This is a genomic window from Variovorax sp. Root434 (assembly GCF_001426595.1).
Lineage (GTDB): Bacteria > Pseudomonadota > Gammaproteobacteria > Burkholderiales > Burkholderiaceae_C > Variovorax.
Genome location: NZ_LMEK01000012.1, coordinates 125,406 through 150,449 on the forward strand (window position 1 = coordinate 125,406; position 25,044 = coordinate 150,449).

25 protein-coding genes are annotated in these 25,044 nt (G+C 67.8%); 13 read left to right on the plus strand and 12 right to left on the minus strand.

The window, feature by feature from the left end; genetic code table 11:
* Positions 1-10: 10 nt before the first annotated feature.
* Entirely contained in the window at positions 11-1,126 is a 1,116-nt protein-coding gene (locus ASD05_RS11190; protein WP_056591829.1) for an enoyl-CoA hydratase/isomerase family protein, read from the plus strand.
* Between the two features lie 44 nt (positions 1,127-1,170).
* Positions 1,171-2,067, plus strand: a complete 897-nt coding sequence (gene mmsB, locus ASD05_RS11195; protein WP_056591832.1) for a 3-hydroxyisobutyrate dehydrogenase — start codon at positions 1,171-1,173, stop codon at positions 2,065-2,067.
* Between the two features lie 144 nt (positions 2,068-2,211).
* Here mmsB and ASD05_RS11200 read toward each other — a convergent pair whose 3' ends face one another.
* Positions 2,212-3,531: an MFS transporter gene (locus ASD05_RS11200; protein ID WP_056591835.1), complete on the minus strand. Its 1,320-nt coding sequence runs from the start codon at positions 3,529-3,531 to the stop codon at positions 2,212-2,214.
* 118 nt (positions 3,532-3,649) lie between these two features.
* Between ASD05_RS11200 and gcvA the strand changes: the two genes are divergently transcribed.
* Positions 3,650-4,633: a transcriptional regulator GcvA gene (gene gcvA, locus ASD05_RS11205; RefSeq protein WP_056591838.1), complete on the plus strand. Its 984-nt coding sequence runs from the start codon at positions 3,650-3,652 to the stop codon at positions 4,631-4,633.
* On the opposite strand, the gene ASD05_RS11210 is transcribed toward gcvA, so the two are convergent.
* Together ASD05_RS11210 and ASD05_RS11215 are read right to left on the minus strand one after the other, a co-directional pair.
* Positions 4,534-4,974: a hypothetical protein gene (locus ASD05_RS11210; protein ID WP_056591840.1), complete on the minus strand. Its 441-nt coding sequence runs from the start codon at positions 4,972-4,974 to the stop codon at positions 4,534-4,536. The genes gcvA and ASD05_RS11210 overlap by 100 nt on opposite strands.
* Before the next feature lie 55 nt (positions 4,975-5,029).
* Positions 5,030-5,956: a LysR family transcriptional regulator gene (locus ASD05_RS11215; protein ID WP_056591843.1), complete on the minus strand. Its 927-nt coding sequence runs from the start codon at positions 5,954-5,956 to the stop codon at positions 5,030-5,032.
* Between the two features lie 99 nt (positions 5,957-6,055).
* On the opposite strand from ASD05_RS11215, the gene metE reads away from it, so the two are divergent.
* Entirely contained in the window at positions 6,056-8,401 is a 2,346-nt protein-coding gene (gene metE, locus ASD05_RS11220) for a 5-methyltetrahydropteroyltriglutamate--homocysteine S-methyltransferase (RefSeq protein ID WP_056594270.1), read from the plus strand.
* Positions 8,402-8,491: 90 nt separating this feature from the next.
* Complete coding sequence (locus tag ASD05_RS11225) at positions 8,492-9,295, plus strand: hypothetical protein (protein WP_235507942.1); 804 nt, start codon at positions 8,492-8,494, stop codon at positions 9,293-9,295.
* On the opposite strand, the gene ASD05_RS11230 is transcribed toward ASD05_RS11225, so the two are convergent.
* Complete coding sequence (locus ASD05_RS11230) at positions 9,237-10,733, minus strand: short-chain fatty acyl-CoA regulator family protein (RefSeq protein WP_056591848.1); 1,497 nt, start codon at positions 10,731-10,733, stop codon at positions 9,237-9,239. The genes ASD05_RS11225 and ASD05_RS11230 overlap by 59 nt on opposite strands.
* Before the next feature lie 109 nt (positions 10,734-10,842).
* Between ASD05_RS11230 and ASD05_RS11235 the strand changes: the two genes are divergently transcribed.
* From ASD05_RS11235 to ASD05_RS11255, 5 genes are all read left to right on the plus strand, one after another.
* Positions 10,843-11,247 (plus strand): acyl-CoA thioesterase, encoded by a 405-nt coding sequence (locus ASD05_RS11235; RefSeq protein ID WP_056591852.1) that lies wholly within the window; start codon positions 10,843-10,845, stop codon positions 11,245-11,247.
* Positions 11,244-12,401 carry a 2-methylcitrate synthase gene (gene prpC, locus ASD05_RS11240; protein WP_056591854.1) on the plus strand — a complete coding sequence of 386 codons (1,158 nt, stop codon included), beginning with the start codon at positions 11,244-11,246 and terminating at the stop codon, positions 12,399-12,401. The genes ASD05_RS11235 and prpC overlap by 4 nt, the downstream gene beginning before the upstream one ends.
* Before the next feature lie 14 nt (positions 12,402-12,415).
* The gene (locus ASD05_RS11245) at positions 12,416-13,870 is read left to right on the plus strand and encodes a bifunctional 2-methylcitrate dehydratase/aconitate hydratase (RefSeq protein WP_056591858.1); all 1,455 of its coding nucleotides are present in this window, start codon (positions 12,416-12,418) and stop codon (positions 13,868-13,870) included.
* Positions 13,871-13,873: 3 nt separating this feature from the next.
* Positions 13,874-14,752 (plus strand): isocitrate lyase/PEP mutase family protein, encoded by an 879-nt coding sequence (locus ASD05_RS11250; protein ID WP_056591861.1) that lies wholly within the window; start codon positions 13,874-13,876, stop codon positions 14,750-14,752.
* A 164-nt stretch (positions 14,753-14,916) separates the two neighbouring features.
* Entirely contained in the window at positions 14,917-15,270 is a 354-nt protein-coding gene (locus ASD05_RS11255) for a hypothetical protein (RefSeq protein ID WP_056591864.1), read from the plus strand.
* Between the two features lie 81 nt (positions 15,271-15,351).
* Here ASD05_RS11255 and ASD05_RS11260 read toward each other — a convergent pair whose 3' ends face one another.
* On the minus strand, positions 15,352-15,924 hold the full coding sequence (locus ASD05_RS11260; protein ID WP_056591867.1) for a DNA-3-methyladenine glycosylase I: 573 nt from the start codon (positions 15,922-15,924) through the stop codon (positions 15,352-15,354).
* A 60-nt stretch (positions 15,925-15,984) separates the two neighbouring features.
* On the opposite strand from ASD05_RS11260, the gene ASD05_RS11265 reads away from it, so the two are divergent.
* The gene (locus ASD05_RS11265; RefSeq protein ID WP_056591870.1) at positions 15,985-17,718 is read left to right on the plus strand and encodes a dipeptidase; all 1,734 of its coding nucleotides are present in this window, start codon (positions 15,985-15,987) and stop codon (positions 17,716-17,718) included.
* Positions 17,719-17,720: 2 nt separating this feature from the next.
* Here the strand turns inward: ASD05_RS11265 and ASD05_RS11270 are convergent, their stop codons facing one another.
* The 7 genes from ASD05_RS11270 to ASD05_RS11300 form a co-directional block, all read right to left on the minus strand.
* Positions 17,721-18,038, minus strand: coding sequence for a chaperone modulator CbpM (locus tag ASD05_RS11270; RefSeq protein ID WP_056591873.1), 318 nt, complete (start codon positions 18,036-18,038; stop codon positions 17,721-17,723).
* A gap of 2 nt (positions 18,039-18,040) precedes the next feature.
* Complete coding sequence (locus ASD05_RS11275; protein ID WP_056591876.1) at positions 18,041-19,003, minus strand: DnaJ C-terminal domain-containing protein; 963 nt, start codon at positions 19,001-19,003, stop codon at positions 18,041-18,043.
* Between the two features lie 55 nt (positions 19,004-19,058).
* On the minus strand, positions 19,059-19,700 hold the full coding sequence (locus ASD05_RS11280) for a histidine phosphatase family protein (protein WP_056591879.1): 642 nt from the start codon (positions 19,698-19,700) through the stop codon (positions 19,059-19,061).
* 12 nt (positions 19,701-19,712) lie between these two features.
* A complete protein-coding gene (locus tag ASD05_RS11285) occupies positions 19,713-20,294 on the minus strand; it encodes a glutathione S-transferase family protein (RefSeq protein WP_056591882.1) in 582 nt (193 codons plus the stop codon).
* Between the two features lie 26 nt (positions 20,295-20,320).
* On the minus strand, positions 20,321-20,959 hold the full coding sequence (locus tag ASD05_RS11290; RefSeq protein ID WP_056591886.1) for a CDP-alcohol phosphatidyltransferase family protein: 639 nt from the start codon (positions 20,957-20,959) through the stop codon (positions 20,321-20,323).
* A 107-nt stretch (positions 20,960-21,066) separates the two neighbouring features.
* Complete coding sequence (locus ASD05_RS11295; RefSeq protein ID WP_056594272.1) at positions 21,067-21,807, minus strand: glutamine amidotransferase; 741 nt, start codon at positions 21,805-21,807, stop codon at positions 21,067-21,069.
* 48 nt (positions 21,808-21,855) lie between these two features.
* On the minus strand, positions 21,856-22,755 hold the full coding sequence (locus ASD05_RS11300) for a LysR family transcriptional regulator (RefSeq protein ID WP_056591889.1): 900 nt from the start codon (positions 22,753-22,755) through the stop codon (positions 21,856-21,858).
* A 132-nt stretch (positions 22,756-22,887) separates the two neighbouring features.
* Here ASD05_RS11300 and ASD05_RS11305 point away from each other — a divergent pair, with 132 nt between their 5' ends.
* Positions 22,888-24,054, plus strand: a complete 1,167-nt coding sequence (locus ASD05_RS11305) for a CaiB/BaiF CoA transferase family protein (RefSeq protein WP_056591892.1) — start codon at positions 22,888-22,890, stop codon at positions 24,052-24,054.
* Positions 24,047-24,991 (plus strand): hydroxymethylglutaryl-CoA lyase, encoded by a 945-nt coding sequence (locus tag ASD05_RS11310; RefSeq protein WP_056591894.1) that lies wholly within the window; start codon positions 24,047-24,049, stop codon positions 24,989-24,991. The genes ASD05_RS11305 and ASD05_RS11310 overlap by 8 nt, the downstream gene beginning before the upstream one ends.
* The last annotated feature ends 53 nt before the right edge of the window (positions 24,992-25,044 follow it).

Below are 25,044 nucleotides of genomic sequence, written 5' to 3' on the forward strand. Positions count from 1 at the left end.
TCTCAAGACAATGACCGACTCCGTAGTTCTCTTCGACGAAATCAAGACCGCCGGCGGCCAGCGCTTCGGCGTTGCCACCCTCAACGCGCCGGCTTCGCTCAACGCACTCTCCGTGGACATGGTTCGCCTGCTCACGCCCAAGCTGCGCGAATGGGCGAAGGACGAAGGCATCGTTGGCGTGCTGATGCAGGCCGCCGGTGAAAAAGCCTTCTGCGCAGGCGGCGATCTGCGCCAGCTCTACCAGACGCTGCTCGACTGCGGCCCCGAGCGCAACACCTACGCCGAAGACTTCTTCCGCGAAGAGTACGAACTGGACCACCTGATCCACACCTTCCCCAAGCCTTTCCTGTGCTGGGGTCACGGCATCGTGATGGGCGGCGGCGTGGGCTTGCTGGCCGGCGCTTCGCACCGCGTGTTGACGCTGCAAAGCCGCATCGCCATGCCCGAGATCAACATCGGCCTGTACCCCGACGTGGGCGGCAGCTGGTTCCTGCGCCGCACGCCGGGCCGCACGGGCCTGTTCCTGGCGCTCACGGCCGCCAACATCAACGCGGCCGACACCATCTTCTGCGGGCTGGCCGATGTGCTGGTCCCGCAGGAGCGCAAGGGCGAGGTGCTGGAAGCCATCGCTTCGACGAAATGGGCCGGCGAGAACAAGGCTGACCGCGCCACGCTGTCGCGCATCCTCGCCAAGGCGGGCGAGGGCACCGAGATGCCGCCATCGAAGGTGCGCGAGCACTACGACACCATCAATGCGCTGATGGCGGGCGACGACCTGCTCGACATCGCAAGGCGTTTGCGCGATCTGCAGAGCGACGACACATGGCTGCAGACCGCAGCCAAGACCTTCGCCAAAGGCGCGCCCAGCTCGGCCGCGCTGAGCTTCGAGCTGTGGCAGCGCGTTCTGCGCATGTCGCTGGCCGAGGTGTTCCGTCTCGAATACTGGGCCTCGCTCGGCTTCTGCGCACACAAGGACTTCGCCGAAGGCATCCGCGCGGTGCTGGTCGACAAGGACCGCAACCCGCGCTGGAGCCCGGCCACGCTCGAAGAGATCACGCCAGCCTTCATCGAAGATCATCTGCGCCCGCGCGGCGAGATGCCGGTCGAGCTGGCGTCGCTGGTCTGATCCACACGCATCGATTCCTGCACAGAACAACGGAGACAAGACATATGAAAATCGCATTCATCGGCCTCGGTAACATGGGCGGCCCGATGGCCATGAACCTGCTCAAGGCAGGTCATACGCTCAGCGCCTTCGACCTCTCGGCCGAGGCCTGCAAGAAATTCGGCGCCGAAGGCCTGCCCATTGCCAAGTCGGCGGCCGAGACGGTGGCCGATGCCGAGGTCGTCATCAGCATGCTGCCGGCCAGCGCGCACGTCGAGGGCCTGTTTCTCGGCGGTGGCGGCAAACCCGGGTTGCTCGACAGCATCCGCGCCGGCACATTGGTGATCGACAGCAGCACCATCGCCGCTGCCACTTCGCGCAAGGTGGCCGAAGCTGCTGCCGCCAAGGGCATTGCGATGATCGACGCGCCCGTGTCGGGCGGCACCGGCGGTGCGATTGCCGGCACGCTGACCTTCATGGTCGGTGGCGAGACGGGTGACCTAGAGCGCGCGCGCCCGGTGCTCGAAAAGATGGGCGCCAACATCTTCCACGCCGGCGCGGCCGGCGCGGGGCAGACCGCGAAGATCTGCAACAACATGCTGCTGGGCATCCTGATGATCGGCACCTCGGAAGCGCTGGCGCTGGGCGTGGCCAACGGGCTCGACCCCAAGGTGCTGTCGGAGATCATGCGCCGCAGTTCGGGCGGCAACTGGGCGCTGGAAAAGTACAACCCGATGCCGGGCGTGATGGAAACGTCACCCGCCTCGAAGAACTACGCGGGGGGCTTCGGCACCGACCTGATGCTCAAGGACCTGGGCCTGGCGCAAGAGAACGCGACCGCCGTGCGCGCGGCCACGCCGCTGGGTGGGCTGGCGCGCAGCCTGTATGCCGCACACAGCCTCGCCGGCCACGGCGCACTCGATTTCTCGAGCGTGCTGAAGCTGGTGCAGAAGGCTTCCTGAAGCGGGCTCTGTGTTCAGCCGTAGTGGGAGTGCAGGGCCCACAACAGGCCGATCACCACCACGAAGAGCACCGCGAAAAGCGCCCAGGCACGCATGACTGCCTGGTCCTCCGTGATTTCGGCGGGGGCTGCCTCTGGAGGCTGGCTAGGAGCGGCGGGCGACGGTTGGATCATTCCCGACTGTACCCCGCGTCGAGGCGGCCGGGGCGAGCTTTGCAGAAGCGTCCATCCGCGACATTGCCCACATGATGCCGGCCGCCACGAGGTTGGCGCCCACGCTGGACAGGATCGGCAGCATGTAGCTGCGGCTGATGTCGAAGGCAAAGCCCGCGGCGGCCGGGCCGATCAGCGTGCCGAAGGCCACGCTGGTGTACAGCACCCCGATGATCGCGCCGATGTTGCGGCCGCCGAAGTAGTCCATGACCAGCGCCGGCAGCAGCGCGACGAAACCGCCGTAGAACGCACCGTAGAAGAACGCGAACACGGCCAGCCCCGGGAAGCTGCTGGACGCCGCCCACACGAGCAGCGACAGGGCCATGCCCGTCGACATCAGCAGCATGGTTTGCGCACGCCCCATGCGGTCGGCCAGCCCACCGAGGAAGAATCGCCCGGCCGTGCTGCCGACGCCGATGGCGCCCAGCAGCAGCACCGCGGAGGCATTGGGCACGCCGTGGTCCAGCGCGTAGGGCACGAGGTGCACGAAAGGCACGAACAGGCCGAACGAACTGATGAGGCAGGCTGCGTACAGGCCGGCGAAGCGCCGTGAGCGCACTGCATCGCGCACCGTGAAGCCCTCGGGCTTGGCCGAAGCGGCCAGCGGCTGCGGCGGATCGCCATCGGGGCCGAGCCCCCGGTCGCGCGGGTCGTTTTCTATCAGCAGCGCCATGCCCACGCCCACCACCACCGCCAGCCCGCCGAGCGCCAGGTAGGCATGCCGCCAGCCCAGCGTTTCGATGAGCAACGACGCCAGCGGCGGCATCACCAGCGTGCCCACGCCGATGCCGCTCACCGCCAGCCCCGACGCGAAGCCGCGCCGCCTGACGAACCAGCGCTGCACCGCGCCCAGCACCGGCACATACGACGCGCCGACCCCGAGGCCGACGCCAAGCCCGTAGGCCAGGTAGATCTGCGTCAGGCTCTGCGCCTGCCCCGCAACCGCCAGCCCCAGCCCGACCAGCACCATGCCGGCGACGGTCAGCCGCCGCGAACCCCAGCGGTCGGCCAGCGGCCCGCTCAGCACGCCCAGGCCGAAGTAGAGAAAGCCCGCCAGCGAGAACACCAGCGAGACCGAGCCGCGCGAGGCGCCGAAGTCTTTCTGCAGCGATTCGAGAAAGGCGCTGAAGGTGTAGGCGCAGCCGAAGCCGACGAAGGTCACGGCAAAGGCGCCCGCGACGACCAGCCAGCCGCGGAAGAGGCCCTTGCCCTGCGATGGGGATGAGGTGGGATTCGAGGGAATGGTCTTCATCGTCTGGATCAGAATATCTAAATTCACGGTTTCGGATCTGCGTGTGCCGATGTTCGCGTTTCAAAGGACGAGCCGCAAACCAGAATTTCTGTCTCATTCGGATCAGATCGGCTAAATCATGGAACACCAGCTTCCACCACTCAACGCACTGCGCGCGTTCGAAGCCGCCGCACGCCACCTCTCGGTGAAGAACGCTGCGGACGAACTGTGCGTGACCCCGGGCGCCGTGAGCCAGCTCGTCAAGACGCTGGAGCTGCACCTCGGCGTGCAGCTGTTCCGCCGCGTCAACCGCGGCATCTTCCTGACCGATGCGGGCCAGGCCTACCTGCCGCCAGTGCGCAATGCCTTCAGGCAGATCAGCGACGCCACACAAAAGGTGGCCGTGCCTGCGGACACCGGCCTGCTCACCGTGAGCGCCACGCCGTTCTTCGCTGCCGCCTGGCTCGTGCCTCACCTCAAGTCATTCCAGAAAGCGCATCCCGGCATCGACCTGCAGGTGCGGGCCAGCAACACGCTGGCCGATTTCTCGCGCGACGGCGTCGACGTCGCCATCCGCCACGGCATGGGCCAGTACCCCGGGCTTGCCAGCCAGCGCGTGCTCACGGTCGAGATGGTTGCCGTCGCCGCGCCCGCGCTGGTTGCCGAGCACGGCAAGCCGAAGAAGCCGGTCGACCTGCTGCAGTGGCCGCGAGTGAACGACGCGGAACGCAAGGGCTGGCGCCTGTGGTTCGAGGCGCAGGGCGTTGCCGACACCGGCCCGGCCCGCGGGCCGTCGTTCGACGATGCAGGGCTGCTGGTGGGCGCGGTGCAGGCGGGGCAGGGCGTCGGCCTGCTGCCCGCGGCCCTGGTGGCGAACGAAGTCGCAGAGGGCCGGCTGGTGCGGCTCTTCAGAGCCGCATGGCTGGAAGACTTCGCCTATTACCTTGTGTACCCGCAGGCCAGCCACGATCGACCGAAGGTGGCGGCCTTCCGCGCCTGGATCGGCGAGGCGATGCGCCGCGATCAGACGGCGGCGAGAAAGTCGCCGGCGTCCCCACCTTCGCATTTCCAGTCGGCAAAGACACCGACGAGGCTGCAGCTGGTGCAGCGGCAGCCGAGGTAGTACCAGCGCACGTCGCTGCTGTCGGCGTAGAGTGCCACGCCCGAGAGCAGCTCGAAGGCTTCGGCGCCGCAGACGCATTCGTGGTTCTCGAACTCGGCTTCGTCCGCGTATTCGGCGCTGTCGCCCATCAGGTGAACGTTGCCGCAGGCCGTGCAGGTGCGCCGCGCCGCGCCCGTGTCCTCGTCGGTTTCGAGCTTGAAGACGCGTTGGCCGCAGTTGCATGCCGATGCTGCGAACCGCGTGGCCGGGTAGGCGTTGGCCTGGCTGTAGCGCTGCACTTCGGCCTGCGTGTCTTCCGGACCATCGCCGTACCAGTAGCGGCCTTTTTTCTTCAGGGCCATCGGGTCTTCCTGTCCTCGAGTGTGGATGCGAAGTTGCGATTCTGCAGTGCCATTGCTACAGCAGCTCGATCCCCGGCAGGCTCTTGAAGCAGCTCTCGCGCGTGATGCGCACGAAGTCCGCCAGCCATGGCTGCCCCGACGTGCCCTCCGTGCACGCCATGTAGAGCCGCCCAGTCAGTCCCTTGCTGCCCACGGGACGGGCCGTGACGTAGCCGCGGTCGAGGTAGTTCTGCACTGCCCACAGCGGCAGCGTCGCCACGCCGCGCCCGCTCGCCACCAGTTGCAGCATCGCCACCGTGAGCTCGGTGGTGCGGCGGTGCGCGGGCTCCACGCCCGCCGGCGCCAGCACCTGCCGCACGATGTCGAGCATGTCGTCGGGCACGGGGTAGGTGATGAGCGTCTGGTTGGCGAAGTGGCGCGCCGTGAGATACGCCTTGGCTGTCAGCGGATGGTCGTTGGCCAGCAGCGCCATGATCTCGAAGCGAAACAACGCGTGGTAGTCGACCGTTTCATCGGGGTCTTCCTCGGACACGATCGCCACCTCGGCGCGGTTCTGCATCACCAGCGCGATCGGGTCGGGGTGAAAGCCCGAGACGATGTCGAGCTCGATCTCGGGCCAGCGCTGGCGGAACGCGTCCATCGCCGGCATCAGCCAGTCGAAGCAGGTATGGCACTCGACCACGATGCGCAGCTGCCCGCTGCGCCCCAGCGCGAGCCGGGCCACGTCGCGCTCGGCTTCCTCGATGAGCGGCAGCGCGGTGTCGGCCAGCTGCAGCAGCCGCAGGCCGGTGGTGCTGAACTGCGGCGGCACCGACTTGCGCTCGAACAGCTGCGCGCCGTAGCGGTCCTCGAGCAGCTTGATCTGGTGCGACAGCGCCGATTGCGTGAGGTTGAGCAGCTGCGCTGCGCGCACCAGGCTGCCGGTGTCGCGCAGTGCGATGAGCGTGCGCAGGTGGCGTATTTCGAGGGGCGACTGCAACATGAAAATTATTCAATCGAATGGGCAAAAGGTTTCGTTTGAATCATATGCCTCAAACGCCGACCATTGCAGGCTCCCAAGATCAGCGATTACTACCTGCAAATGACCACCCGTATCCACACCCTCGGCTTTCCGCGCATGGGCGCCCACCGGGAACTCAAGTTCGCCCTCGAAAAGCACTGGCGCGGCGAGATCGATCGCGCCGCGCTCGAAGCGGTCGGCGAAGAACTGCGCGCGCGCCACTGGCAGGCCCAGCGCGATGCGGGACTCGACTTCGTGACGGTCGGCGACTTTGCATACTACGACCACGTGGCCAACCATATCCAGCTGCTCGGCTGCGAGCCGTCGCGCTTCGGCTTTCATGGCGGCGAACCCGAACTTTCGCGTTACTTCACGATGGCGCGCGGCGTGGAAAGCGAAGCCGGCCACGTGCACGACGACAGCTGCAACCACGGCGCCGACGGCACTTTCGCGCTGGAAATGACGAAGTGGTTCGACACCAACTACCACTACCTCGTGCCCGAGTTCGATGCGGCCACGCAGTTCAAGCTCGCGTCGACGCGCCTGTTCGACGAAGTGGCGCAGGCGCAGCAGGCCGGGCACGCGGTCAAGGCCGTGCTGCTCGGGCCGCTGAGCTTCCTGTACCTCGGCAAGGAAAAGGAAGCCGGCTTCGACCGCTTCTCGCTGCTCGACTCGCTGCTGCCCGTGTACGAACAGGTGCTCCGGCGGTTGAAGCAGCAGGGCGTGGAATGGATGCAGATCGACGAGCCCATCCTCGGCCTCGACCTGCCCGACGCGTGGCGCAACGCCTTCGAGCGCGCCTACTGGCAACTGGCCCGCAGCGCGCCGAAGCTGCTGCTGGCCACGTACTTCTCGCCGCTGTCGGACAACCTGCGCCTGGCCTGCCAGCTGCCTGTGGCGGGCCTGCACGTGGACGCCGTGCGTTCGCCGCAGGAGCTGACGGGCGTGGCCGACTGGCTGCCGGCGCACAAGGTGCTGTCTGTCGGCGTGGTCGATGGCCGCAACATCTGGCGTACCGACGTCGATGCCGCGCTGGCCAAGCTCAGGCCAGTGGCGGAGAAGCACAAGGGCGAGCTGTGGATCGCGCCTTCGTGCTCGCTGCTGCACGTGCCTTTCAACCTCGAGGCCGAGACGAAGCTCGACTCCGAGCTCAAGTCGTGGCTCGCCTTCGCCATCGAGAAGCTCGACGAGCTGCGCGTGCTGCGCGCGGCCATCGATGGCGATGAAGCCTCGGTCGCGACCGAACTGGCGGCCGCCCGCGCGGCAGTGTCGGCACGCCGCGCCAGCCCGCGCGTGCATCGCGCCGACGTGGCCCTGCGCCTGGCGCGCAGCGTGGCCGGCGACGACAGCCGCGTGTCGGTCTTTGCGCTGCGCCAACTGGTGCAGCGCACGCGCTTCGCCTTGCCGGCGCTGCCGACCACCACCATCGGCTCGTTCCCGCAGACGCCGGACATCCGCGCCGCGCGCGCCGCCTTCAAGCGCGGCGAGCTCGACGCCGCCGGCTACCGCGAGAAGATGCGCGCCGAGATCGCACTCGCCGTGCGCAAGCAGGAGGAACTGGGCATCGACGTGCTGGTGCATGGCGAAGCCGAGCGCAACGACATGGTCGAGTACTTCGGCGAGCAGCTCGACGGCTTCGCCTTCACCGCCAACGGCTGGGTGCAGTCGTACGGCTCGCGCTGCGTGAAGCCGCCGGTGATCTTCGGCGACGTGGCGCGCCCGGCGGCGATGACGGTCGAGTGGACCGCCTATGCGCAGAGCCTGACGAAGCTGCCGATGAAGGGCATGCTGACCGGCCCCGTCACCATCCTGCAGTGGTCCTTCGTGCGCGACGACCAGCCGCGCGCCACCACCTGCGAGCAGATTGCCTGGGCGATCCGCGACGAGGTGGTCGACCTCGAAGGCGCGGGCATCGGCATCATCCAGATCGACGAACCCGCGATTCGCGAAGGACTGCCGCTGCGCCGCGCCGGCTGGCCCGCGTACCTGAAGTCGGCCACGCGCGCCTTCCGCATCAGCGCTTCGGGCGTGCGCGACGAGACGCAGATCCACACGCACATGTGCTATTCGGAGTTCAACGACATTCTGCCGGAGATCGCGGCAATGGACGCCGACGTGATCACCATCGAGACCAGCCGTTCCGACATGGAACTCCTGCGAGGTTTCGGCGGCGAGAACGATGCGGGTGGCTTTCGCTATCCGAACGAGATCGGCCCGGGCGTGTACGACATCCACTCGCCGCGTGTGCCCTCGGTCGACGAGATCGTGCGCCTGATGCGCAAGGCTGCGGGCGTGGTGCCGCACGAGAACCTCTGGATCAACCCCGACTGCGGCCTCAAGACCCGCGGCTGGCCCGAGACCGAGGCGGCGCTGTCGAACATGGTGGCTGCAGCGAAGCTGCTGCGCAAGGAACTGGTCCCCGCTTGAGCTGAGGAGGGGCAATGCGGGCGCGCCAATAATGGAGGCATGCTTTGCCCAGACCGTCTCTTCCCGTTCCGTTTCTCCCTGCTGCTCCTGTTGCTCCTGGCCCCCTTGATGGGCTGGGCGCAGAACCGCGCGGAAGCGCTGCTGCAGTTCGAAGGCGTGCAGGCGCGCTATGAAGCGTCCTATGCGCCCGGTGCCGTCGCGCGGGGTGCGAGGGAACTGCTGGAGCCCGATGACCAGGCCATTGCAGACAAGGCACTCAAGGCGCTGGACACCGCCGCCGGCCGTGCGTTCAACACCAAGGCCTCCGTGGCCGCGATCCAGCAGGAAGTAGCGTTGGCCGGCAACGGCGGTGCTGCTCCCAGCCCGCAGGTGCTGGCCGCCGTGGCGCATTTCGTGAAACTGCGCACCGACTACGCCGCCATGACCGAGGCCGGCAAGGCCGAGTTCTTCAGCCGCGAACGCGCCAAGCCTGCCGATCCGGCGCGCACCGAGCTGCTCGAACGCATGGCCGTGGCAGAGGTGCGCGAGGTCGACTTCTCGAGCCAGTTGCTGATGAGCGCGGTGGTCAAGCAGCTCGCGCGTGGCAACGGCGGCCAGCTCAGCTCGCTGCCGGACCGCACACTGGACATGGCTCTCGACACACTGTGGTCGCGCGGCGTAACGTCGACGCGCCCACGCAACCTGATGATCGTGGCGCGCGAGTTCGAGAAGCAGGTGACGCAGGCACAGCTCGCCGCACTGCCCGATGCGGACGTGGCCGCCTTGCTGGCCTGGCGCAACGACCCGCAGGCGGCGGCCGAGCGCGAGGCCTTGGTGGGCACCTACCGCGCCGAGGTCAAGGGGAGCGGCGCGGTCGCGCTCCGGACACTGGTGCGCGCCTGGCCGCGCTCCTGATCGCGCCTGCCGCCGGTGCTGCCGCATAGGGCATGAACCGGCTCTGGTTCTCATCCACGGCCAGCGGCCGGCCCACGAACGGAAACGCGCGCTGCGGGCAGGTCTCGCGTTCGCACACCTTGCAGCCCGCGCCGATGGGCGTGGGCACGTCGGGGTCGCGCAGGTCCATGCCTTTCGAGTAGACCAGCCGCGTGGCATGGCTGATGTCGCAGCCCAGCCCGATCGAGAAGGTCTTGTTGGGCGAACCGTAGCCGCGGTAGCCGTGCGACACCGTGCGCGCGATCCAGAGGTAGGCGCGCCCGTCGGGCATGCGCGCGAGCTGCGTGAGTACGCGCCCGGGCTGTGCGAAGGCCTCGTACACGTTCCACAGCGGGCAGGTGCCGCCCGTCTTCGAGAAGTGGAAATGCGTGGCCGACTGCCGCTTCGAGATGTTGCCCGCGCGGTCGACGCGGATCAGGAAGAAGGGCACGCCGCGCGCATCGGGCCGCTGTAGCGAGCTCAGGCGATGGCAGATGGTCTCGAAGCCCACGCCGAAGCGGCGCGCTAACTGGTCGATGTCGTAGCGCAGCAGCTCGGCGGTTTCAAGGAACTCGCCGTAGGGCAGCAGAAGCGCCGCGGCGAAGTAGTTGGCCAGGCCGATGCGCGCGAGCGAACGGGCCGTGTCGCTGGACAGCGGCGCGGTCGCCACCAGCTCTTCGAGCATGTCGCCGAGCTCGAAAAACGCAAGCTGCGTGGCGAGCTGGAATGCATGCTGCCCGGGCTCCAGGTGAGGCGAGAGCCGCAGCACGCGCGAGGCTGGGTCGTAGCGCCGCAGCGCACCGGCTTCGCCATCTTCGGCGGGCACCACCTGCACGCCGTGCGCTTCGAGCAGCCGGCGCGCGAGGCGGTCGCCGGGGTTGCCTTCGCGCAGGCGCCATTGCGCAGCGAAGGCTTCGGCCGCATCGTCGAGCGGCGCGATGTGGTTCTGATGCGCGAAGAAGAAGTCGCGCACTTCCTCGAAGGGCACGGGCCGCGCCTGCGGCAAGCGCGCAAGGTCGCCGCGGCCGTCGCCAAGTTCGCCCGCCAGCGCCTCCAGCCGTTCCATCGCATCGCGGTGCCGCTGGTGCAGGGCCACCAGCGCGCGGCCCACGGCCGGCATCTGCGTGGCCACCTCGCGCAGTTCGGCCAGCGCGACCGCGTCGCCGCCCGGGTTGTCGGCCAGCGCCTCGCGCAGGCTGGCGATGAGCCGCGCTTCCTCGTCTTCCGAGAAGGCCTGGATGTCGACGCCCAGCGTGGCATGCAGGCGCAGCAGCACCGGTACCGTGAGCGGCCGCTGGTTCTGCTCGATCTGGTTCAGGTAGCTGGGCGACAGGCCCAGTTGCTGCGCAAGCGCGAGCTGGCTCAGGCCGCGCTCCTCGCGCAGGCTTCGCAGCCGCACGCCCATGAAGGTCTTCTTCATCGTCTGTGTCCGTTGTTCGCAAGATTCGCAAACTTGATCGCATTTCCTTCGCAATCATTCGCCAATTCAGGTCTTCATTATGAGCATGATCTTGCGTAAATTGCGAATCATGCAAGGCACTCGCGGTTCGGTCCGTCTCATCGAGGTGGTGTTCCCGGAACACACCAACCACTACGGCACGCTGTTCGGCGGCCAGGCGTTGCAGCTGATGTCGAAGGCCGCCTTCCTGGGCGGCCGCAGCTTCGTGCGCGGCGACGTGGTGATGGCGCGCTGCGGCGAGGTGCTGTTCCATGCGCCGGTGCCCCTGGGCAGCACGCTGGTGCTCAACACGCACGTCTCGCGCGCCGGCCGCAGCTCGCTCACAGTGCACGTGCGCGGCTGCGTGCAGGACGTGGCGACCGAGGCGCTTGCATACGTGCTCGAAGGCGAGTTCGAGATGGTGGCGGTCGACGCCGCCGGACGCCCGAGGCGCATGGCGCGCCTCGCCGAAGCAATTTCCGAGGAGACCGTATGACCACCGACACCGCAAGCCCCACCGGCTTCAAGCCGAAGAAATCCGTCGCGCTCTCGGGCGTGACCGCGGGCAACACCGCGCTGTGCACCGTGGGGCGCACGGGCAACGACCTGCACTACCGCGGCTACGACATCCTCGACATCGCCGACGTCTGCGAGTTCGAGGAAATCGCGCACCTGCTGGTGCACGGCAAGCTACCCAGCAGCGCCGAGCTGCGCGCCTACAAGGGCCGGCTGAAGGCGATGCGCGGCCTGCCCGCGAGCGTGAAGGAAGCGCTGGAACGCCTGCCCGCCAGCGCGCATCCGATGGACGTGATGCGCACCGGTGTGTCTGCGCTCGGCTGCGTGCTGCCCGAGAAGGACGACCACTCGCTGCCCGGCGCGCGCGACATCGCCGACCGGCTGATGGCCTCGCTCGGCTCGATGCTGCTGTACTGGTATCACTGGTCGACGCAGGGGCGGCGCATCGAGGTGGAGACCGACGACGAATCCATCGGCGCGCACTTCCTGCACCTGCTGCACGGCCGCGCGCCTTCGGCGAGTTGGGAGCGTGCGATGCACACCTCGCTCAACCTCTATGCGGAGCACGAGTTCAACGCCTCGACCTTCACCGCGCGCGTGGTGGCGGGCACGGGCTCCGACGTGTACTCGGCCATCACCGGCGCCATCGGCGCGCTGCGCGGGCCCAAACACGGCGGCGCCAACGAGGTCGCCTTCGAGATCCAGAAGCGCTACGACACGCCCGATGAGGCCGAGGCCGACATCCGTCGCCGCGTCGAGGCGAAGGAGGTGGTCATCGGCTTCGGCCACCCGGTCTACACCGTGTCGGACCCGCGCAACGTGGTCATCAAGCGCGTGGCGAAGCAGCTGTCGGACGAGGCCGGTTCCACCCGCATGTACGACATTGCCGAACGGCTCGAAGCGGTGATGTGGGACGCGAAGAAGATGTTCCCCAACCTCGACTGGTTCAGCGCCGTGAGCTATCACATGCTGGGCGTGCCGACGGCAATGTTCACGCCGCTGTTCGTCATTGCGCGCACCAGCGGCTGGGCCGCGCACATCATCGAGCAAAGGCAGGACAACAAGATCATCCGCCCGAGCGCCAACTACACCGGTCCCGAAGACCAGACCTTCGTTCCCATCGCCAACCGCTGAAAGCCTCTTTCTCCATGTCCGCACACATCAGCAACATCCGCCCCGAACCCGACCAGGTGCTGGTCGACATCGTCGACTACGTGCTTGCCCACCAGCAGATCACGAGCGCGCTGGCGTACGAAACCGCGCGCCACTGCCTGATCGACACGCTCGGCTGCGGCCTCGAGGCGCTCGAATACCCGGCCTGCACCAAGCTGCTCGGCCCGATCGTGCCGGGCACGGTGGTGCCGAACGGCGCGAAGGTGCCGGGCACGCCGTACCAGCTCGATCCGGTGCAGGCAGCCTTCAACATCGGCACGATGATCCGCTGGCTCGACTTCAACGATACGTGGCTCGCGGCGGAGTGGGGCCATCCGAGCGACAACCTGGGCGGCATCCTCGCCACGGCCGACTGGCTCAGCCGCAACGCCGTGGCTGCCGGGCGCAAGCCGCTGACCATGCGCGACGTGCTCACCGGCATGATCCAGGCGCACGAGATCCAGGGCTGCCTCGCGCTGGAGAATTCGTTCAACAAGGTCGGGCTCGATCACGTGGTGCTGGTCAAGGTGGCATCGACCGCCGTGGTGGCGCGCCTGCTGGGGCTGACGCGCGACGAGATCGTCAACGCCGTGTCGCTCGCATGGGTCGATGGCCAGAGCCTGCGCACGTACCGCCATGCGCCCAATACCGGCAGCCGCAAGAGCTGGGCGGCGGGCGACGCGACCAGCCGCGCGGTGCGTCTCGCGCTGATCGCGAAGACGGGCGAGATGGGCTACCCGAGCGTGCTCAGCGCCAAGACCTGGGGCTTCTACGACGTGCTGTTCAAGGGGCAACCCTTCAAGTTTCAACGCCCGTACGGCAGCTACGTGATGGAAAATGTGCTGTTCAAGATCAGCTTCCCGGCCGAGTTCCACAGCCAGACGGCGGTGGAGGCTGGCATGGCGCTGCATGCGCAGTTGAACAAGATCGGCAAGACCGTGGACGACATCGAGCGGGTGACCATCCGTACGCACGAGGCCTGCATCCGCATCATCGACAAGCAGGGTCCGCTGAACAACCCGGCCGACCGCGACCACTGCATCCAGTACATGGTGGCGGTGCCGATGATCTTCGGCCGCCTCACTGCCGGCGACTACGAGGACAGCGTGGCGAACGACCCGCGCATCGACGCGCTGCGCGACAGGATCGTGTGCGTGGAAGACCCGCGCTTCACGGCCGACTACCACGACCCTGAAAAGCGCAGCATCGCGAACGCGCTGACGGTGGCGTTCAAGGACGGCACGAGCCTTGCCGAAGTGGTGGTCGAGTACCCCATCGGCCACAAGCGCCGCCGCGGCGATGGCATTCCGCTGCTCGAAGCCAAGTTCCGCACCAACCTTGCACGCCGCTTCGCGCAGAAGCAGCAGCAGGCCATCCTCGATGTGTCGCTCGATGCGAAGAAACTCGAGGCGATGCCGGTGCACGAGTACGTCGACCTGTACGCGGCCTGAACCATGTGGGCGAACAACGAATCCCCGAAGAAGGTATTGCGCCGCCTGGCCGAGGCGCGCCGCGGCGTGCTGGTGCCGGGTGCGTTCAATGCGATGTCGGCCCGTGTGATCGAAGACCTCGGCTTCGAGGCGATCTACATCACCGGCGCGGGCGTCACCAACATGCACCTCGGCCTGCCCGACCAGGCCTTCATGGGCCTGCACGAGATCGCCGAGCACACGGCGTGCATCCGCGACGTTGTGAGCCTGCCGCTGCTGGTCGATGCCGACACCGGCTTCGGCAATGCGCTCAACGTGCGGCACACGGTGCGTGTGCTCGAGCGGGCAGGGGCCGACTGCATCCAGCTCGAAGACCAGGTGAGCCCCAAGCGCTGCGGCCATTTCGCGGGCAAGGCCGTGATCGGTACCGACGAGATGCTCGGCAAGATCAAGGCCGCGGTCGATGCGCGGCAGGACAGCGATCTGCTCGTCATGGCCCGCACCGATGCGGCGGCAGTGCATGGCTTCGAGGCCGCCATCGAGCGCGCGCAGAAGTTCGGCGAAGCCGGCGCCGACATCCTCTTCGTCGAGGCCGTGACGCTGGCCGAAGAAGTGCGCGCCATGCCGCAGCGCCTCGGCAAGCCGCAGCTCATGAACATGGTGATCGGCGGCAGGACGCCGACCTTCGGCGCGCAGGAACTGGGCGCGCTGGGCTATGGCTTCGTGCTCTACGCCAATGCCGCATTGCAGGGCGCGGTGGCTGGCATGCAACGTGCGTTGACCGTTCTGCGCGATACCCGCCGGCTGGATGAAGACCCGGCATTGGTAGCACCTTTTGCTGAAAGGCAGCGCCTGGTCGGCAAGCCATTGCTTGATGAGCTAGAGAAAAAGTACGCGAATTAGCCGCGTTTTTGATGGCGGAGAGGGCACTTGAGTTAGCCTCGTCAGAAGGTTCCTCGTCATTGTTTCGATTTCATGAACACTGCGATTCGGTTGTGTAGGGGTTTGCCCTAGTAATCGTGATGCACACTTGAGGCACCCAAAGGCCCAATGAATAAGGAATTGAAATGAAGACCTCGAACATCCTCGCCGCCGCTGCTCTGTCCCTGCTCGCCGCCGCTGGCGCCCATGCAGAAACCTACGAAGGCGTGCAGCCCCTGACTTCCGGCTACAGCCGCGCCGATGTGGCGCCCCAGGCAGTTGCCGCTGCCCGCGCCGGCAATGCATATGGCGACAACGATGGTGTTGCATCGACCGCAACGCCCGCGCTGACCGCTTCGGCTGACCGTGCCGCCGTCCGCAATGAAGCTGTTGCCGCTGCACACGCGCCGGGCCAGAACCTGCGCCCCGAAACCTTCGCCGGCAGCGTGATCCCCGCGCAAGCCAAGGGCCTGGCCTTCACGCGCCAAGCCGGCCTGTAATTTGTCGCGGCGCAAGCCGCTTCACTTAACAGCCAGACACAACCGGACCATGCGAAAGCACGGCCCGGTTTTTTTATTGCGTCAATTCAGCTTGGCCCCGTGCCGATGGCAGTCGTGCGCATGGTCGTCCACGATGCCCGTGGCCTGCATCCACGCGTAGACGATGACGGGGCCGACGAATTTGAAGCCGCGCTTCTTGAGCGCAGCCGAAATATCTTCCGACAGCGGCGTCTTCACCGGCACGCTGCCAGTGCGGTTGACGATGGGCTTGTCGCCAGCCATGCCCCAGATGAACTCCGAGAAGTCTTCGCCCGCCGCCTGCATCGCAAGGTAGGCGCGCGCATTGCCGATGGTGGCCTCGATCTTCGAGCGCGAGCGCACGATGCCGGCGTCCTGCATGAGCCGTTCGACATCGGCCTCGGTGAATTTGATGATCTTCTCCGGCACGAAGCCCTTGAAGGCCTTGCGGAACGCATCGCGCTTGCGCAGGATGGTGAGCCACGAGAGGCCGGCCTGGAAGCCGTCGAGCATCAGCTTTTCCCACAGCGCACGGCTGTCGCGCTCGGGAACGCCCCATTCGGCGTCGTGGTAGGCGGCCAGCAGCGGGTCGGTCTGGGCCCATGCGCAGCGGATCTTGGCGTTGCTGTCGTTCATCGTTCGGTATTTCGCTCGGCTATCGTCGGGAATGTTTTTCAGAATGAGGAGGTCACCCTGATGCAGCATTTTCGATTTTCATTGTCGGCCCTGTCGATGGTCGTGCTCGGCCTTGGTGCGAGCGCGCACGCCGAGGCACTCAGGAAGCCCCAGCTCGATCAGCTTGCCGCCGCATGGCAAGCCGGCAAGGCCCCGGCCGATTTCAATGCCTTCCTCGCGCAGGCAGCCAGGAGCAACCCCGCGCTGCAAGCCAGCGTGGCCGCCTATCGCGCGAAGAAACCGCTGGCCGGGGACGACCTCGTCAACATCGCGCGCCTGCTCGGCCTGTACAACCGCCTGCAGAACCAGCAGGCCGTGATCGCGAGCATCGGCACCATGGTGGCGATTCCGACGGTGCGCAACGTGCAGGTTCCGCCCCACGAGAGCGCGCCGATCATCGAGTTCGGCAAGCTGGTCGAGAAGATGGCGGGCGACTTCGGCCTTGCCTACCGCAATGTCGACAACCGCATTTTCGAAGTCAGCCTCAAGGGCAAGGGCACGGAGGAGTTCGGCATCCTCACGCATGCCGATGTGGTGCCCGCGGTGCTGTCCGAATGGGTGCTCGACGACGGCACGCGGCTCGACCCCTTCAAGATGACCCGCGTGGGCGACTTCCTCTACGGCCGCGGCACCATCGACGACAAGGGCTCCATCGCCGCCGTGCTCTACGCGATGAAGGCAGTGAAGGACAGCGGCCTGCCCATCGAGCGCAGCATCCGCCTGATGATCGAGACCACCGAGGAAACCGGTGGCGACGCCATGCAGTACTACCGCGCGAAGACGCAACTGCCGGCCTACAACATCGTGCTCGACAGCAAATATCCGGCCGTGGTGGCGGAGAAGGGTTCGGGCGCGCTGAAGGTGCTGTTCCCGGCGGAAACGGCCGATGGGGCATCGACGGCGATCACGGCCATGGCCGGCGCCGCATCGGCCAACGCGATCTCGCAGACGGCAACCGCCACGCTCAAAGGCGGCGACCTTGCAGCCGTGCTCGCAAAGCTCGAAGCAGCAAAGCCGGCCTTCCTGCAGAAGTACGAAGCGCAGGGCGGCAAGTTCGCCATCGACATCGCACGCGGCGCCGACAGCATCGAACTCAAGGTGACAGGCGTCTCGGCCCACGGCTCGCGCCCGGAGGAAGGCGTCAATCCGCTGCCGCGCCTTGCGCTGTTCCTGGAGGAGTCCGGCGTGCCGCTGGCCGCCAACCAGTACCTGAAGGCCGCGAAGTACATCGACGCGCTCTACGGCACCGGCTACCTCGGCGAGAAGATGGGCCTGGGCTACGCCGACGATTTCATGGGCCCGCTGACCTTGTCGCCGAACCTCGTGCGCATGGGCAACGACGGCAGGCTCGAGGTCACGGTCAACGTGCGCATGCCGCGCGGCCGCACGCCCGACGAACTGAAGGCGCAGGTCACCTCGAAGGTCAACGCCTGGGCGAGCGCGAACAACGTGAAGCTCGACGTGGTCTACGACCAGGGCAACTGGATGGCACGCGACCCCAAGGGCGCGTGGCTGTCGACGCTGCTCAACATCTACGGCGACACCACCGGCCTTGAAGCCAAGCCCGTGCCAACGGCCGGCAGCACCACTGCGAAGCTGATGCCCAACGCCATCAACTTCGGCCCCGCCATGCCAGGCAAGAAGTACACGGCGCACAACGCCAAGGAATACAAGGAAGTGCCCGACCTCGACGCCGACATGCAGATGTTCACCGAGATGCTGGTGCGCATCGGCAACCTGCAGCAGATGCAGTAGCGTCAGCGCAGGCCGTGTGCCTGCAGCACGGCCTTGAGCCGCCGGACTTCGTGCTCCAGGTCGAGGATCAGCGCGGCGGCATCGAGCCCCACGCCGAAGTCGCGCTCCAGCCGGCGCACTTCGAGCGCGTGCTGCAGGTCGGCACTGGAAAATTGCCAGCGCTCGGGCTGGGTCTCGGCCGTTTCGATCTGCAGGATGCCGACCTCGACCAGTTGCACGACCCACGCAGTGTCGGCGCCGACGGCGTGCGCGAGTTCGCTCGCCGCGAGCGGCTGCGAGGCGCTGATGGCGGTGGCGGTCGTAAGGGTGAAGTTCACCATGCTCAGACTCCCAGATGCTGGCGTGGGTGGAACGATGCCGTGGCTTGCGCCAGCTGCTCGTAGGCCTTGCGCACATCGTCGCTGTCGGCGGGCGGCAGGGCGATGTCGAGCAGCAGGTACAGGTCGCCGGGCGTCTTGCCCGCGAGGCCCCGGCCCTTGAGCCGCAGCTTCAGGCCGTTGCGCGCATTGCGCGGCACGGTCACCTCGACCACGCCGCCGGTCGGCGTCGGCACCTGCACCTGCGTGCCCAGTGCCGCCTCGGTGGGTGTGACGGGCAGCGTCATGTACAGGTCGCGCTCTTCCACGCGGTACAGCTTGTGCGGCGCAATGCGCACTTCGAGGTACAGGTCGCCCGGCGGCTCGCCGCCGTGGCCGGGCATGCCTTGCCCCGCGAGGCGGATGAACTGGCCCGGGTGCACGCCCGGCGGGATCTTCACGCTGAGCGTGCGGTTCTGCCACTGCGGGTGGCCCTGCGCGTCGACGGTCTGGGCGCGCAGCGTGATCTCGCGCTCGGCGCCGTTGAGCGCGTCTTCGAGGGCAATCTCGATGGCCGCATGGTGGTCTTCGCCGCGCGCCTTGTAGTTCTGCCGCGCCGCGTCGCGCCGCTCGGCCTCGCCGAACAGCGACGAGAAAAACTCGCTGAAGTCGGCGTGGTCGGCCGGGCCCTGGCGTGGGCCGCGGTGGAACTCGAAGCCCTGGTCCCAGCCCGGCGGCGGCTGGAAGCCGCCCTCGGGGTGGCCGCCGCGCGCGACACGGTCGGCCAGCGCGTCGTAGGCCGCGCGCTTTTCCTTGTCGCCCAGCACGTCCTTGGCCTCGTTGATGTCGCGCATGCGCTGCTCGGCGTCGGCCTCCTTGCTGACGTCGGGGTGGTACTTGCGGGCGAGCTTGCGGTAGGCCTTGCGCACTTCGTCGTCGGACGCGGTGCGGTCGACGCCCAGTGCGCTGTAGTAGTCCTTGAATTCCATGGTGTGTGGCAGTTCGTTGTGTGGACGGCATCGGGGCCCGGGGCGCCGGGGTTGGTCAGGCCAGGGCTGCGTTTCCGTCGGTTTGCCGCAGCAGCGGCGTTACGCCCCATGTGGGGCCTCTGCGCTCGAAACGCAATGGCTGTGCGTTGCCGAGCAGGCCGAGGTCGACGGGCACACCCAGCAGCGCGGCCAGCGCATAGAGCGTGCCGCCGTGCGCCACCACCAGCACCGGGGCGGGCAGCCGCAGGGCCTCGTCGAGGGCGGCGCGCGTGCGTGCGACGAACTGCGTGAGCGTCTCTCCGCCCTCGGGCTCGCAGGCCCAGTCGATGTTGGCGGACGAGGTGCCGATCAGCGCGCCGAAGTTGCGCTCGCGCAGCGCGGCCTGCGCGGCCGGCACCAGTTTCAGCGCCGTGCCAACGGCGTGGGCGGTGTCGTTCGCGCGCCGCGCATCGCTGCACACGACGGTGCGGATGGGCTCGCCCGCCAGCAGCCCGGCAGCGCGCGCGGCCTGCTGCAGGCCGAGCTCGCTCAGGGGTTCGTCCACCGCCTGGAAGATGCGCTGCGCATTGCGCCCGGTCTGGCCATGGCGCAGGAAGTAGAAGTGATCGCAGGCGGGCGACAGCGGTTGCGTCTCGGCGATGCGGACGAGCTGATCGAGGCCGCCGGTGCCGATGTGAACGGACGTGGTCTGTGACATGGCGTGTCGCTTTCAGCCGAACTTCATGCCCTTGGGGCGGCCCCGCAGCCGGTTGACGTAGGCGTCGAGCTTGGGCCGGTTCAGGATGCCGCCGAACGCGCGGTGCCAGATGAGCATCGAGCCGATCATCACGTCGGCCGCGGTGAACTGCGCGCCGAACAGGTACGGGCCATCGCCCAGTTCGCGCTCGACCGCGTCCTTGGCCGCCTCGAAGTCCGTCCAGCCGCGCGCTCTGTTGTTGCTGCGGATCTTCAGCAGGCAGTCGCCCATCGCGGGCTCCAGCTGCGAGGTCGAATAGACCATCAGCGACAGGTAGCGGCCGCGATCCGGCGAACCGGGGAAAGGCGCGAGCCGCTTGCCGGGAAACTTCTCGGCGACGTACATGCAGATGGCCGCGTTCTCGAAGACGCGCGTGCGGCCGTCGACCAGCGCCGGCAGCTTGCCCGCCGGGTTGATCTTCAGGAACTCGGGTGTCTTGTGGGCCTTGTCCTTGATGAGCGTGGTCACGATCTCGTAGTCCACGCCGGCTTCGTCAAGCATCCATTTGGCAACCTGCGAGCGGCTGTGCGGGTCGAAATACAGCTTCATCGTCATCGGTGGGTCTCCTTCGTCTTGAACGGTCAGAACTTGGGGATGCGCAGCGTCTTGCTGATCATGAGCGTGCCCGACAAGGCGAACAGCAACACCAGCGGATGCAGCTGCCACGGGCCGACGGCCCAGGCGGCGCCCCACAGGGCGTCGCCGATGCGGCCCTGCCAGGCCGCGTACGCCAGCACGCCCACCAGCACCACGCTGGTCGGGATGGGCGTGCCCTCGAAATACTTCACCTTGTCGGCGCCGGCCGACAGCGCTTCGGCCGTGACGTTGTAGCGCGCGAGCCGGCTCACGCCGCAGCCCACGAAATAGATCAGGATCACGCAGTCCCAGCCGCCGTTAAGCCCGGCCGCGAAGCCGAGCGCGGCGGGCGCCACGCCGAACGAGATCACATCGGCGAGCGAGTCGAGCTCGCGCCCGAGGGCCGATTGGGTCTGGCGCCAGCGCGCGATGCGGCCGTCGAGCACGTCGAAGATGAAGGCGGCCGGCGCGAGCGCTGCCGCCCACAGGAACTGCGCCAGCGAATGGCTCGCCATGAAGGCCATCGCCAGGAACACCGCACCCACTCCGCAGGCCGCATTGCCGAGCGTGAACGCATCGGCGAGGTGGAACCCCCGGATCATCGAAAAATGCTTGCGGGCTGGCGCGGTGGAAGGAGTGGTCATGAAGGAAGGGTTGGCAAACGGCGGATGGACCGCACCTTAACCGAAGCGCGCGGCGCTTCCTGTAGTCGCGGTCCGACGGACAGGCGGCGCTTTCGGGCCGCCGAAGCTCAGATGCCGTGGTGCGCTTCGACGATCCGCGCGAAGCGCCCGAGCAGCCCGGCCGCCGCGTCGGTAGGGCCTACGCGCTCGCGCAGCGCGGCCGGATCGACGCCGGCGGAAGCCAGGTCGTCGGCCAGCAGGTCGATGTAGCCGCGCATGGCCTCGGCGTCGAACTCGGGGTGGAACTGCACGCCCCAGGCGTGCTTGCCGATGCGGAAGGCGTGCACCGGCTCGTGGTCGTTGCCGGCCAGCCGTACCGCGCCTTCGGGCAGGCGAAGCGCGCTCTGCCAGTGCACCACGTGCGCCGGAAACTGCGCGGGCAGGCCGCGCAACAGCGGGTCGGTGGCGGCCGCCTCTTCGAGGGTGACCGTGACGGTGCCGACCTCCACGCCCGCCGGATGATTGCCTGCTTCGCCGCCGAGCGCATGCGCGAGCAGCTGGTGGCCGTAGCAGATGCCGAGCACCGGCGTGTCGTGCGCCACCAGCTGCGCGAGCCACGCGGCGGTGGTTTCGCTCCAGGGCTCGCGGTGCGACACCATCGCGTGCGAGCCCGTCACCACCACGCCCGACACCTGGGCCGGGTCGGGCAGGGCGTCGCCGCGGCGCGGGTCGATCACCAGGATCGGCAGCGCCTGCGTGTCCAGCCCGTCGGCAATCCAGTTCTCGAAGTCGCCGCGCTCTGCGCGAAGGACTTCGAAGGTGCTTCCAACCTTGACGATGACGAGCGGATTCGGGGGAGTCTTTTCCATGCCCGCGATCATGCCGCAGACCGAAAAGCGAGGTTTCGACGTGCGGTTTCAGCGCGAGGCTTCCCTGCTGTGCAGCAGGTCCATGAAGGCGCGGCCCACCGGCGAGGGCGACCGGCCCGCGCGCGTGATGAGCCCGATGGGCCGGGACATGGCCGGGCGCTGCAGCGGCACCGTCACCAGGTCGTCGTTGCGCGTGAGCTGCAGCGCCAGCCGCGGCAGCGCCGTGATGCCCAGGCCCGCGGCCACCAGCGCGCCGGCCGCGGCCACGCTCGGGTACTCCAGCGCCGGCACCACCTGCAGCCCGCGCTGGAGAAAGGCCGCGTCGGTGATCGGGCGGATGCTGCTGCGAAAGCCGCTGGCAATGAAGGGCCGCGTCGCGAACACCGACCAGGCCACCGTCGTCCGCGCCGCCAGCGGATCGTCGCGCCGGCACAGCAGCATGAACGGGTCGTCGATCAGGTGGCGGTACAGCATCGGTTCCTGAGGCCCGGGGCGCACGCTGATGCCGAAGTCGGCCCGGCCTTCGTCCACGGCCGAGCGCACCAGCTCCGCCGGCCCTTCGATCAGCGAGAACTCCACCTGCGGGTGGCTGCGGCGGAATTCCACGATCGCGTTCGGCAGCAGCGCCGCGCCCGTGGACGGCAGCGACGCAATGGTCAGGTGGCCGCTTCGGCCTTCGAGAAACTGCGACAGCTCGCTGAACGAGCTGTGGAAGTTCTCCAGGATGCGCAGCGCAATCGGCAGCAGCTCGCGCCCGGCGGGCGTGAGTTCCACGTGGCGCGTGTCGCGGTCGAACAGCCGCGCGCCGGCCAGGTCTTCGACGATGCGGATGGTGCGGCTCAGCGCGGGCTGCGACACATGCAGCGCCAGCGCGGCGGCGCGGAAGTTCGAGGTCTTCGCCACTTCGGCGAAGGCCTCCAGCTGCTGCAGCGTGATGTCGATTCGCACGGGTGCATCCCTTGTGGATTGATCCATCCAAGTTATCACAGATATAGAAATATTCGTCTTCCCAGATCAATGCGGGAAGCCCAGACTGGCGCCACTGAAACGAGACAACGGGGCTGGCAACAGGCGCGAGACATGAAAAAAATACTGGAAGGCATCCGGGTGCTCGAACTCGGACAGGTGCTGGCCGGGCCGTTCGCGGGTGCGATCCTTGCGGACCTGGGGGCCGACGTGGTCAAGCTCGAACGCACCGAGGGCGGCGACGACGCGCGCCATATGGGCCCGGCGTTCCGGCATGGCGACGCGCTCAACTTTCATGTGTTCAACCGCGGCAAGAAGTCGGTGGCCATCGACCTCAAGAGCGCCGATGGCATGGCGGTGTTCGAGCGGCTGGCGGGCGAGTCCGACATCCTGATCCACAACCTGCGCCCCGGCGTCACGCAATCGATGGGCATCGACGGACCGGCGTTGTGTGCGCGCCATCCGCGCCTCGTCTACTGCGAGATCTCCGCCTTCGGCCACGCCGGGCCGCTGGCCATGCAGCCGGGCTACGAGCCGCTGATACAGGCCTTCAGCGGGTTGTCGAGCATCAACGGCGGGCCCGAAGACCCGCCCCTGCGCACCGGCGCCTCGGTGTGCGACCAGGGCACCGGCATGTGGGCCGTGATCGGCGCGCTGGCGCTGCTGCAGCGGCGCCACGTCACCGGCAAGGGCGGCGTGGTGAGCGCCTCGCTGCTCGAGACGGCGCTGGTCTGGACCGGTCAGAAGGCCGACGCCTATGCCAACGAAGGTCGCCTGCCCGATCGACACCGCTCGGGCCACCCGGGCTTCGTGCCCTACGAATCCTTCGACACAGCCGACGCGCCGCTGCTCGTGTGCTGCGGCAACGACCGGCTGTTCGCCAAGTTCGCACACGAACTCGGCCGCGGCGACTGGATCGGCGACGAGCGCTTTGCCACCAACCGCCAGCGGCTGCGCCACAAGGCGGCACTGTTCGAGCAGATCGTGCCGCTGCTGCGCGCACGCACCCGCGACGACTGGGCTGCGCGCTTCGCCGCGGCCGGCGTGCCTTGCGCGCCGGTGCACACCGTGCCCGAGGCCATCGCGCACCCGCAGGTCGAGGCCCTGGGCATGCTGCAGGCCGTGCCGGGCGAAGACTTCAGGCTGACCGCGCTGCCGCTGTCGATCGACGGCGCGCGGCCGCGGCACCGCGCGGTGGCGCCGCGGCTGGGCCAGCACAACGCGGAGTTCGGCGCGCCCGCCATACCGCCACAGAAAGACCTGGGAGCCGCACATGTCTGACTTGCCACGCCGCGTTCACTTGCACGAGGAAGGCCCGCGCGAGGGCTTCCAGATCGAGGCCGGCCCCATCGCGTCGGCCGACAAGGTGCGCCTCATCGAGGCGCTGGCAGAGACCGGGCTCGAAGAAGTGCAATGCGTGTCCTTCGTCAACCCCGAGCGCGTGCCCGGCATGGCCGACGCCGAACTGGTCGCCCGGTCGATCCGCAAGCGCGACGGCGTGCGCTACTCGGGCCTGTGGCTCAACCTGCGCGGCATGCAGCGTGCGATGCGCACGCAGCTCGACATCGAAGGCACTATCGGCACCAGCGCGTCGGAGGCCTTTTCGGTGCGCAACAACGGCAAGGGCCTGGCCGCGCTGCGCGAGGCTCAGCGCGAAACGCTGGCGTTCTGCGTGGACCACGACATTGCGGTCACGCGCGGCATCGTCACCACGGCCTTCGGCTGCAACCTCGAAGGCGCGATCGCCCCGGCCACCGTGGTCGAGCGCGTGGCGCAGATGCTCGACACCATGGCCGAGTTCGGCCTGCGCCTGCCGATATTGCGGCTGGCCGACACCGTAGGCTGGGCGCAGCCCAACGCCATTGCCGCGGTGGTGGGCGCCGTGCGCGAGCGCTGGCCCGAGCTGCGGCTGGGCCTGCACCTGCACGACACGCGCGGCACCGCCATGGCCAATGCATTGATGGGCCTGCAGATGGGCATCGACACCTTCGACAGCGCCTGCGCCGGCCTGGGCGGCTGCCCGTTCGCAGGCCACACCGGTGCGGCCGGCAACATCTGCACCGAAGACCTGGCCTTCATGTGCGAGGAGATGGGCATCGAGACCGGCGTGGACCTCGACGCGCTCATCGGCTGCGCGCAGCTGGCCGAAGAAATCGTCGGCCATCCGCTGCCGGGCAAGCTCATGCGGGCCGGCACGCTGGGCCGGTTCCGGCACTGAGCGCTTGACGGCCCCCTTGCAAGCCGAAGAAAAAACATTCCACAGGAGACAAC